Genomic DNA, 9,520 nt, shown 5'->3' with positions numbered 1-9,520 from the left:
TATGTGGATGGCGCCGAATCGCTGCCGTGGAACGGCGGAATCGGCGCCGAAGACCTTGCCGAAGCCGTGCGCCCTCTTGTTGCCGCTGTGCGTATCGAACCACTGAGCAGCGACCCTGACTTGTGGGGTGGTCCGGTGGACGACGAGCGGTACGCCCTCATCGCCGACCTGTGATGCCCTGAGGAGGGGTCAGCCGACTACGCCTTCATGTTCGGCGGCCCCCTCGTCGCGGAGCCCTACCATCGGCCCGAAGCAAGCACCCCCGTGCTCTCAAAACCCAGCGACATCAACCTCCCGCGGAAGAGGGCGCTCTCGCGGCTGGGCGACTCGCGCTCTCGCAACTCACCGACAAAACCATCCGCGGGTACGAGTCGGAGCGCTGACGCCTCATCGAATTCACGCGACTCCTTCACCAGCGAGCCGCCTCCCCGCCCGCGGCCGACGCCCGGCCGTTTCGCCGAGCCCGCGCAGTCCCGCCGTTCTCCGGACGCTGGCCCCTCCCTGCTGCTCCACTGGAGGGGCGCAATTTCCCGCAAGCTGAGTGATGCAGGAGGCTGTCATGGCACTACGGTTCATCGGTATCGACCCGGACTCCGACACCGGGCAGTGCCCGACGGTGTGGGTGGACGAGGACACGGCCGACGTCGTCATCCAGGGCTGGAAGGCCGACCAAGTACTGCTCGACCGGTGCCTGGAGACCGGGCCGGTGCCCGACACCGAGGGCGTCGTACGGATCCCGGCCCGGATGGCGGCGATGCTGAGGGAGGCCTGCGATGACGCTGAACGACGCCGTGCCGGGATTTGACGTCCTGCTGGACGGCGCCCGGCACTCCGCGCTCCACCTGGAGATGCGCGACAGCTACGGGGTCGCGGCCGAGTCCGCCGGCTTCGCCCGCTGGCTGGCCACCGGCGTCCGCAACACCGACCCCGACTCGGAGTACTGGGCGTTCTGGACCTGCCTGGTGCGCCGAACCGTTGCACGCGGGGTGAGCGTACGACGGGCCCGGATCGTGTCTGAGCCGCTGTCGGACTACGCGAAGTACAGCCACGCCGGCGCCGTGGTCAACCTCGCGGCCGGCGAGGAGGTCCGCTACCTGCCCCGCTGCCACGCCTCCGACATCGCGCTCCCCGGAAACGACTTCTGGCTGATCGACGGCCGCCTCGTCCGCTGGAACCACTTCGCCGGCAACGGCACCTCCGCCGGCGGCGAGATGTCCGAGGACCCGGCGGCCGCCGCCCTGTGCGCGTCCGCGTTCACAGCCGTCTGGGAGCGTGCCGTGCCCTACGAGGACTACAAGCCCTAGCCGGAGCAGCACCGATGACCTCGCCCCTGTCCAGTGCCCAGGCCGCCCGCTCCGCGCTCGCCACCCGCCTGCGGCACCTGCGCCTGGACGCGGGCCTGGCCGGCCACCAGCTGTCCGACGCCTGCGGCTGGCACCCGGCGAAGACCTCCCGCATCGAGAACACCCGCGCGGCACCCTCCGACGCGGACATCCGCGCCTGGTGCACGGCGTGCGGAGCCGACGGCCAGGCCGAGGACCTGATCGCCGCCGCCCGCAGCGCCACCTCCATGTACGTGGAGTGGAAGCGCCTGAACCGGGCCGGGCTCACCAGCCTCCAGCAGGAGATCGTCCCCCTGGTCGAGCGCACCCGCGCCTTCCGCGTGTACTGCTCCCACGTCGTCCCCGGCCTGCTCCAGACTCCCGCGTACGCGGCCGCCGTCATCACGGCGTACGGCACCTTCCACGGCACGGTTGACGACGTCGAGGCGGCCGCCGCGGCCCGGGTGAAGCGGTCGAAGGTCCTGCACAAGCGCGGACGGCAGTTCGCCTTCCTCATCGAGGAGCCCGTCCTGTACTCCCGCATCGCCGGCCCCGACACCACCACCGCCCAGCTGGAGCACCTCATCGAGCTCGCCCGACTGCCGCAGGTCTCCCTCGGCATCATCGCCACCCGCGCCCCCCGGCCCCTGTGGTCGATGGAGTCCTTCGCCCTCTACGACGACGCCCAGGTCGGCATCGAGCTGCTGTCCGCCAGGGTCACCATCACAGCCCCCGGCGAGATCGCCACCTACCAGCAGGCCTTCGCCGACCTCTCCGGGAGCGCCGTCTACGGGACCGAAGCCCGCACTCTCATCCGGCGGGCCGCCGCAGCACACGGGTGAACGTCCGCAATTTCCCGCAAGAACATTGAGGAGTCTGCCGCCCGGTCCCTAGCGTCGTCGGTGTTGGGATTCCACCGGCCGACGGGAGGCCCCTCATGAGCCCGCCCACCAACGACCCCGAGCCCAGCCGGCGGGACCTGCCCCCACCCGGCTACGGCGCTCCCTCCCCGGAGCTGCTCGTCCGGGCCGAGCGCGGCCTCGCCCGCTTCCTCGGCGACCAGGACGACCGCCGGGACGCAACCACCGACGGGGGCGAGAGGTGAAGAGGACAGCCGACCTCGGCTACGGCCATGAGGACCACCCGCTCCTCGGTCGCCGGGTCCGCGACATCGCCTCCGGCACCGAGGGCAAGCTGATGGCCGTCGTCCGCGAAGAAGTCGCCACCCACAGCGGACCGCGCTGGACGCGACGCGCCTACATCCGCCCCGAGGCCGGCGGCCGCGAGCTGACGACCGCCGTCGGCAACATCCAGCCCCTCGAAGCCCGCTGAACCGCGCCGTCGGAACCACCCCGTGCTGTCCGAGGGCGGCGCCGGTGGTCAGCGGCAGGGCGTCCGTCACGGATCCCGAACGGGCCGCTGCCCGCGTCACCCCCTCGGGGCGGGTTCCGCCCTGGCCCGTGACGTCCGGGGCCGGAGCGGCATTGACCGGCCATGAAGAACACCACCGCCGCCCTGCTCCTGTGCACAGCCCTCCTGGCCGGGGCCCCGGAGGCGGCCGCGGCCGCGCCGGCCAAGCTGAACTACCGGTGCGCTAGCAGCGTCAAGACCATCGACGACGCCGGGTACTCCGGTCTCGGGCCCGACAACTGGGAGATCCGCGTGCAGGTGTGCGCGGCGCGGGCGGGCGCGACCGTCTACGCGTACGCCGAGGCGCGGTGGGACGGCCCGACCTACCCGGTCCTCGACGACCCGACGATCCTCGACGGCGCCAAACTGCGCGTGCAGATCAAGCAGGCCCGGGAGGGGACGGACCCGGTGGTGGTCGAGCGCGACTTCACCGCGATCGAGAGCCGCATGGAGAACAGCGACTCCCAGGGCGACCACAACGGCCGCTACCGCACCCCGACCATCAGCCACAGGGCCGCCCCCGGCGCTCTCGGCGATGCCGCCCCCTACCTGGACTGGCACGGCGACGGACGCGGCTACCAGCGCCACGAATACACCGGATCCCCGACCGCCTGACCGTCGCGCGTGCCCGCGTACCGGGCTGCCGTGCGGGTGCAGCGTCGTACCGGGGTCGGCCCCGCCGGGCTCGTACTGTCACTGCAGAGCTCTACGATCCGGCCGTGGCTGAAATTCGACTCGACGACGACCTCATCCGGCTCCATAAGCGCGCCGACACCGCGTGGGTTCTCCTGCGCGCGATCCAGGACCGGTACGGGCGGCCATCCGGGGAGGGCGGCTGGCAGCCGGAAGCCCACGAGGACTGGCAGGCCGCCTGGCTGGAGTGGGGCGCGCGCCGACACCGTCAGGGGCGCGATCGACCGCTGGGCCCAGGAGAGCGGCCAGTCCCGCCTCGGCGTCGAAGCCCGGCTCAGGGGCGAAGTCCGCGGCGGGAAGAACCCGCAGATCTGGCACGAGGCCGCGTAGTCCCCCGCTTCCGGGCTGGCCGGCCAGCTCGGCGGCGCCGCGCGCCTGCCCAGGGAGCCGGTGACGCCAGAGCGCCACTTGCTGGTGTCCTCCGCTCGCGGCTCAAGTAGGCGCGCGCTCAGGAGGCGGAGCTCTTGGGGTCGTTGGTGCCGAGAATGCGGGTGCGGTCGGCGGCCAGCGCGGCGGACAGAGTCCGCGCCCTGGCGCGGTCACCCGCCCTTTTGGTCCAGTGGGCGTGGTTGCTGCGGGTGGTGAGGGTGTCGGGGTGGTCGGGTCCGAGGATGCGGGTGCGGTCGGCGATCAGCACGGTGGACAGGTCGCGTGCTGTGGCAGCGTCTCCTGCCTCTCCCGTCCAGACGGCATGGTTGCTGCGGGCGAGGAGGATGTCGGGGTGGTCGGGTCCGAGGACGCGGGTGCGGTCGGCGATCAGCACGGCGTACAGGTCCCGTGCTCTGGCAGCATCCCCTGCCCGTCCCGTCCAGCTGGCGTGGTTGTTGCGAGTACTGAGGGTGTCGGGGTGGTCGGGTCCGAGGATGCGGGTGCGGTCGGCGATCAGCTGGGAGCACAGGTCGCGCGCTGCGGCAGCGTCTCCTGCCTCCCCCGTCCAGCCGGTGTGGTCGCCGCGGGCCTCAAGAGTCTGGGGGTGGTCGGGTCCGAGGACGCGGGTGCGGTCGGCGATCACCATGCCGCACAGATCCCGTGCCGTGGTGACGTCCCCTGCGTCCCCCGTCCAATTGGCGTGGTTGTTGCGGGTGGTCAGGGTGTCGGGGTGGTCGGGTCCGAGGACGCGGGTGCGGTCGGCGATCACCATGCCGCACAGATCCCGTGCTGTGGTGACGTCTCCTGCCTCCATCGTCCAATAGGCGTGGTTGTGACGGTTCGTAAGGGTATGCGGGTGGTCGGGTCCGAGGGCGCGGGTGCGGTCGGCGATCAGCACGGTGTACAGGTCCCGTGCTGCTGCGGCATCTCCGGCTTCTCCGATGCGTTCCGCTTCGATGGCTCGGGCGGTGAGGGCTTGCCTGGTGAGGAGCTTGTCCTGGGCGTTCGTGCTGGTGAGGGGGTTGTCCAGGATGTTCAGGCCAGCGCCGGGGCCGCCCTCGGTGAGTTCGGTGGTGATGCGGCCGACGGTGTCGTTGATCGCTGACGCGCGCACCAGCGTTGCGTCGATGTCGTCGCCCTCGGGGTCCTCGGAAACCGGCCCCCGCACGTGCGGAAGCACCACCGTAACGAGTCCGGGAAGGTGATCGTGAGGTGAGGGCTCGTCTCCGCGGAGCCGGTCGAGGTCGTCTGTCAGCTCTTCGATCCGGTTCTGGAGCCGAGCAGCGAGCTCCTCGGCCTGGCGCTGCTTCTCCTCCGCCCGCTCCAGTTCCTCCCGTGCCTTCTCCGTCTGCGACTCGGCACGGGTCAGCTTCCGCTGCACGGCTGCCAGCGCGCCCGTGCCCCCGGCCCGGGCGAGCTGGTCGCGTTCCTTCGTCAGACCGGCGACCCGGTCCTGCAGCGTGTGGATCATCCGGAGGAGCACCATGACGAGCTTGGCCGAGTTCTCCGCAGCCTGGCGGAGCTCCTCCCGCTGTTCCAGAGAACGGTTGAGGCTGTCCAGGGCCTCGATCTGCCGGGCCTGCACCTGAACCAGGTCCACCACGTCCGAGCCGGAGGGACGCCCGGCTGTGTCAGTCGCGGGCTTCGGCGGGTGAAGGGCGTCGTACAGCAGCCGGCTCGCTTCGCTGTGCCGGCGTTCGCGCAGCGGGGCGGGGACCGTCGCGTTGACGATGCCGGTCACGAAGTGCTGCGGGGGGATCTTCCCGCCGAGGTAGACGCTGATCTGCGACTTGGAGAAGGGCACCTCGGTGGCCAGCCGGGCCAGGGTCTTCCCGGACTCGTCGACCCGCTTGCGGAGGAACTCCGCGAGCTGCCGCGCGTGCGGGCTATCCGTCTGTATTGGCCCCCACGGCCTGCCGCCTCCGCCGCTCTTCCCTGCTGCCGGCATCCCGCCCCCACCCACGTTCTGATCCGGATCCGTCCGGCCCGTCCCGGACAACCACCCCTCCATCCGGAACCTACCTGCGACGTCCCGCCTGGGGGGTCCGGATAACCCAACTCCCCCCGAAGGTCTGCCTCAAGCCGTACACCGCGGAACCAGCAGATCGAAGGGGCACCCCCGTGAACGACACGCTCTCCCTGATCGCCGACCTCCTCACCATCGCCGGAACCCTCCTCTCCCTCACCCTCCAGACCCGCCGCGCACGCAAGGAGACCGACGAGGAGTAGAACGGTGAGGAGCGCGAGTCCTGACCGGTGCGGGACCGTGTACCCGGCCCGCGTGGCGCCCGACACCTCGGGCGCCACAACCGGCGGGGCGCCGGGCACCTGCGGTGCCGTTTCTGCGGGTGAACCAAGACGCCCGCCCGGGTGACACCGCCCCGGACCCCTCCCCGTGGCCTGGTCAGGGCGGCTACAACCCGGGTTCGTGATCACCACCCTGCTGCGCCGCGGTCTGTCCGCGCTCGCCCTCGCGACCCTGCCCCTGCTCGCCACGACCCTCCCCGCTGTCGCTACCCCGGCCGTCCCGGCGGCGGAGCTGCCGTTCACCTCGTACGCCCCGGCCCGCACTGCCGCCCGCGGGCCGGCCGCCGCGCCGGAGGTTCTGCCGATCGGGGTCGCGGTCTCCGCGCTGCGGATCGCGGACGAGTCCCGGGACGGCTACGACCGCGACGCGTTCAGGCACTGGAACGCGGGCGAGAACCGCACCGACGGCTGCGACACCCGCCGCGAGGTCCTGATCGCCGAGGCCGTCGAGCCGCCGGTGGTCGGGCCGCGGTGCACGCTGACCGGGGGCAGCTGGTGGTCGTACTACGACGAGCAGACCGTCACCTCCGCCGGCGCGCTTGACATCGACCACATGGTGCCCCTCGCCGAAGCCTGGGACTCGGGCGCCTCCGCCTGGACTCCGGCGCGGCGTGAGGCGTACGCGAACGACCAGCAGCAGACGAGCAGCCTCGTCGCGGTCAGCGCCCGCTCGAACCGGCAGAAGGCCGACCAGGACCCCTTCGAGTGGCTGCCGCCAGCCTCGGAGGCGCTGTGCCGGTACGCCTCGGAGTGGACCGCCACCAAGCTCCGCTGGCAGCTCGCCGTCGACCAGAGCGAGCAGGACCGCCTGTACGACATCGCGGCCGGCTGCGGCGGCAACACCGTCACCTACACCCCCGCCCCGTAGACCCACCCGGACAGGCCTTGTTCCCCCGGGCGATGCGGCGGCTCGCCGGGGAACAAGCCTGCGCCTGAGCGGAGCCGGTCGGGCGGCGGCTGCTGTCGCGGTGGGGGGACCGAGCACAGAGGCACGTGAGGTCAGCGGCTGGGCCGGGGAAGCGGCGGGCGAGGATCGTCCACTCCTCATCCCGCCCAGCCCAGCACCAGGCGGCCGGCGGTCTCCCGCTGCTCGGTGAGCTCGCTGAAGATCGGCTCCAGCTCGGGACAGAGCGAGGGATGAGCGTTGCCTGCGGGCGGGCTCGGTGTTCTGTCGGCCCCGCATGGTGCGGCGGGGACAGCGCGCACCCGCCGGATACCGCGTCTTCCGAATAGCGCTCCGCGCCAGCTGGCGGCTATGCCTGGGACGCCGTCCGTCGGGAGGCGTACCGAATGACCAGGCGTCCCAGCTGACCCTGATCGCGGTCACCGCGAAGTCGAACCGGAGCAAGGCGGATAAGGACCCGGCGCACTGGCTTCCGCCCGCCGGGCTACCACTGTCAGTACGCCGCGGAGTGGGTGGCAACGAAGCTGCGCTGGGGACTGGCCGCGGCCGAGGCGGAGCGCGAAGCGCTGCTGGAGCTGGCGGGTCCAGGAAATAGGCATGCTCGGTTTACAGGGCGGATACGCTGCTGCGGGGCGAACAGCTGTGACCGCCCGGTTCGCCCACAGGGCTCGGCATGCGTCATTCCAGCCGACTGTCATCTGCTATGAGTTCTGAGGGTCCAGGTCGGTGCCCTCGTCGGTGAAGTAGTCAGCTGCCGGCACTGCAGGTCCTGCATCGACGGCGGCTCGGTAGCATCCCTCGACTATGGCGGCGAACGCCGCAGCTTTTCGCTGTTGCCCTCCTATGGCGCCGCGAAGCCAGTCGTGGCAGCCGTATTCCCAATGCGCTCTTCCTATTTCGCCGCGAAAATGCCGCTCAAGGGTGTACCTGAGTGTGGAATCATCCACGTCTCCCAGTTGATGCGCAGCATACCATCTACCCATGATCAGATTGGCAAATATGATTTGCCTGTACCGCTCGAATGGCATGGGAGTGTTTGGCGGTTCCAGGCACTCTGCCAGGGCGCGATCTCCCATCGTTAGATAGATCATCCCCCTATGGGTAGACCTGTCTCGTTCATCTCTGGCAGTCTTTGTCTGCAGCGCTTGAAACGTGAGCGAGACTATAACGCCAGTCAGTGCAATTCCGGAAATCAGCACCGACGCTGCACTGAAGGCCTGTGCGCGGTTGTCGATGAGTCTGAAAACCAGGACCAGAAGCGCTGAAAGAAAGGCCACCGCAAAGATCACAAAGACCCGAGTCCTACGAGGAATCATCGCCATAGAGTCTCATAGCACTGCATAGATTTCAGCCCAGTTGCCTGGGTTGCCAAGAGAAGGAGCCTCGAACAACAGGGGCTGGCCTGGAAACCATCCCCTCTGTTCCCTTGAGCGCCATCCGACTCAGGACTGTCGCGATCGCTCAGCTGATCAAACCGTGAGCTGTTGCCGCCCCACATCATCCGTCCGAAGAACGCGGAGGTTGTGAAATCGGACCTCGACGATGGTTCTGCGCATCGGCCCGTCACGTGCTGGCGTTGCCGTGGTTGTCGATAGGTGGGACCAGAGCGAGGGCGCGTTCGCGGAGGTCTTCGACGCCGGCGCCTGTGGTTGAGGCGTGCGAGGCACACGCGGGATGTGCGTGGCCGCCGCCCAGGTCCTTGACCGACGAAGCTCGTGAGGCACTCCTGGCGCTGATGGCTGATGGCTGATGGCTGATGGCTGACGCTGACACGGACGTACGGATCGCGGCCTGCCGCAAGGCCGGCGGGATCATGAACGGCGATCCCGCCGTCACCAATGCCATGGCGGCTCTCCTCCATCACCCGGAGCGCCGGGTTCAGCTTGTTGCCGTGCACGGTCTTGCACTCCACGAGGACGAGCGGTGCGTGGAAGGCGCAGATCGTCTGGGTCCGCCGCGGCCCGGCTTCCAGGACGAGGAGATGAGTTACCTCGATGTGGCGTGGCGGTACATGTGGCGCCGCGACGGCATCAGACGTCAGCCCGAGCCTGATGCCAGGTGCCCCGGAGCCGGGAATACCGCACGGTTCGAATAGCGCCCCCCCCGCCAGCTGGCGGCTACGCCTGGGGTGCGGCGCGTCGGGAGGCGTACGCGAACGACCAGGCTTCCCCGGTCACGCTGATCGCGGTCACCGCGAAGTCGAACCGGTCCAAGAGCGACAAGGACCCGGCGCAGTGGCTCCCGCCGACGGGCGGCTAACACTGCGAGTACGCGGCGCAGTGGGCCGCGAGCAAGCTCCGCTGGGACCTGGACGCCGACGACGCCGAGCGCCAGGCCCTCCTCGGCGTCGCCGAGGACTGCCCGAACACCACCGTCGTCTACGAGCGAGCCCTCTAACCGCCCTGCGCAGCGGCGGCGCCGGCTGGTTCAGGCGAGGCGGGAGCCGAGCCGGAACCTCAGGTCGCCCGCCGCCCGGCGTACCTCCTCGTGCTGGCTGTCGTCGTCGAGGAGCCCG

Annotated in this window: 10 protein-coding genes and 2 pseudogenes; 10 read left to right on the top strand and 2 right to left on the bottom strand. The window is 70.2% G+C overall.

Annotation, left to right across the window (positions count from 1 at the left end):
- From ACFWTC_RS37725 to ACFWTC_RS37695, 7 genes and pseudogenes are all read left to right on the top strand, one after another.
- Positions 1 to 174 (top strand): annotated as a pseudogene (locus ACFWTC_RS37725) (SAM-dependent methyltransferase); the annotation flags it as partial.
- Between the two features lie 385 nt (positions 175 to 559).
- Entirely contained in the window at positions 560 to 805 is a 246-nt protein-coding gene (locus ACFWTC_RS37720) for a hypothetical protein (RefSeq protein ID WP_383907145.1), read from the top strand.
- A complete protein-coding gene (locus ACFWTC_RS37715) occupies positions 774 to 1,304 on the top strand; it encodes a DUF6879 family protein (RefSeq protein ID WP_384030443.1) in 531 nt (176 codons plus the stop codon). The genes ACFWTC_RS37720 and ACFWTC_RS37715 overlap by 32 nt, the downstream gene beginning before the upstream one ends.
- Before the next feature lie 14 nt (positions 1,305 to 1,318).
- Positions 1,319 to 2,164, top strand: a complete 846-nt coding sequence (locus ACFWTC_RS37710; RefSeq protein ID WP_384030445.1) for a helix-turn-helix domain-containing protein — start codon at positions 1,319 to 1,321, stop codon at positions 2,162 to 2,164.
- Between the two features lie 95 nt (positions 2,165 to 2,259).
- Complete coding sequence (locus ACFWTC_RS37705) at positions 2,260 to 2,427, top strand: hypothetical protein (RefSeq protein ID WP_384030447.1); 168 nt, start codon at positions 2,260 to 2,262, stop codon at positions 2,425 to 2,427.
- Positions 2,424 to 2,654 (top strand): hypothetical protein, encoded by a 231-nt coding sequence (locus ACFWTC_RS37700; protein WP_384030449.1) that lies wholly within the window; start codon positions 2,424 to 2,426, stop codon positions 2,652 to 2,654. The genes ACFWTC_RS37705 and ACFWTC_RS37700 overlap by 4 nt, the downstream gene beginning before the upstream one ends.
- A 162-nt stretch (positions 2,655 to 2,816) precedes the next feature.
- Complete coding sequence (locus ACFWTC_RS37695; protein ID WP_384030451.1) at positions 2,817 to 3,347, top strand: hypothetical protein; 531 nt, start codon at positions 2,817 to 2,819, stop codon at positions 3,345 to 3,347.
- 526 nt (positions 3,348 to 3,873) lie between these two features.
- On the opposite strand, the gene ACFWTC_RS37690 is transcribed toward ACFWTC_RS37695, so the two are convergent.
- Positions 3,874 to 5,742 (bottom strand): tetratricopeptide repeat protein, encoded by a 1,869-nt coding sequence (locus ACFWTC_RS37690; RefSeq protein WP_384075083.1) that lies wholly within the window; start codon positions 5,740 to 5,742, stop codon positions 3,874 to 3,876.
- Positions 5,743 to 6,225: 483 nt separating this feature from the next.
- Here ACFWTC_RS37690 and ACFWTC_RS37685 point away from each other — a divergent pair, with 483 nt between their 5' ends.
- Both ACFWTC_RS37685 and ACFWTC_RS37680 read left to right on the top strand, forming a co-directional pair.
- Complete coding sequence (locus tag ACFWTC_RS37685) at positions 6,226 to 6,969, top strand: HNH endonuclease family protein (protein ID WP_384030461.1); 744 nt, start codon at positions 6,226 to 6,228, stop codon at positions 6,967 to 6,969.
- A 377-nt stretch (positions 6,970 to 7,346) separates the two neighbouring features.
- Positions 7,347 to 7,586, top strand: a pseudogene (locus tag ACFWTC_RS37680) (DUF1524 domain-containing protein); the annotation flags it as partial.
- A 120-nt stretch (positions 7,587 to 7,706) separates the two neighbouring features.
- Here the strand turns inward: ACFWTC_RS37680 and ACFWTC_RS37675 are convergent.
- Entirely contained in the window at positions 7,707 to 8,327 is a 621-nt protein-coding gene (locus ACFWTC_RS37675; protein WP_384030457.1) for a DUF6082 family protein, read from the bottom strand.
- Positions 8,328 to 8,761: 434 nt separating this feature from the next.
- Between ACFWTC_RS37675 and ACFWTC_RS37670 the strand changes: the two genes are divergently transcribed.
- A complete protein-coding gene (locus ACFWTC_RS37670) occupies positions 8,762 to 9,100 on the top strand; it encodes a HEAT repeat domain-containing protein (protein ID WP_384030459.1) in 339 nt (112 codons plus the stop codon).
- Positions 9,101 to 9,520: the final 420 nt, after the last annotated feature.

Origin of the sequence: Streptomyces sp. NPDC058619 (genome assembly GCF_042717785.1) — a bacterium.
In the GTDB taxonomy this organism is placed as follows: Bacteria; Actinomycetota; Actinomycetes; order Streptomycetales; family Streptomycetaceae; genus Streptomyces.
This window is presented reverse-complemented; position numbering and strand designations above follow the sequence as displayed.

What these genes read in the sequence shown, in the direction of transcription:
- ACFWTC_RS37715 (WP_384030443.1), top strand. Translation starts at nt 774, where the DNA reads ATGACGCTGAACGACGCCGTGCCGGGATTTGACGTCCTGCTGGACGGC.
- ACFWTC_RS37695 (WP_384030451.1), top strand. Translation starts at nt 2,817, where the DNA reads ATGAAGAACACCACCGCCGCCCTGCTCCTGTGCACAGCCCTCCTGGCC.
- ACFWTC_RS37720 (WP_383907145.1), top strand. Translation starts at nt 560, where the DNA reads ATGGCACTACGGTTCATCGGTATCGACCCGGACTCCGACACCGGGCAG.
- ACFWTC_RS37690 (WP_384075083.1), bottom strand. Translation starts at nt 5,742, where the DNA reads ATGCCGGCAGCAGGGAAGAGCGGCGGAGGCGGCAGGCCGTGGGGGCCA.
- ACFWTC_RS37705 (WP_384030447.1), top strand. Translation starts at nt 2,260, where the DNA reads ATGAGCCCGCCCACCAACGACCCCGAGCCCAGCCGGCGGGACCTGCCC.
- ACFWTC_RS37710 (WP_384030445.1), top strand. Translation starts at nt 1,319, where the DNA reads ATGACCTCGCCCCTGTCCAGTGCCCAGGCCGCCCGCTCCGCGCTCGCC.
- ACFWTC_RS37675 (WP_384030457.1), bottom strand. Translation starts at nt 8,327, where the DNA reads ATGGCGATGATTCCTCGTAGGACTCGGGTCTTTGTGATCTTTGCGGTG.
- ACFWTC_RS37670 (WP_384030459.1), top strand. Translation starts at nt 8,762, where the DNA reads ATGGCTGACGCTGACACGGACGTACGGATCGCGGCCTGCCGCAAGGCC.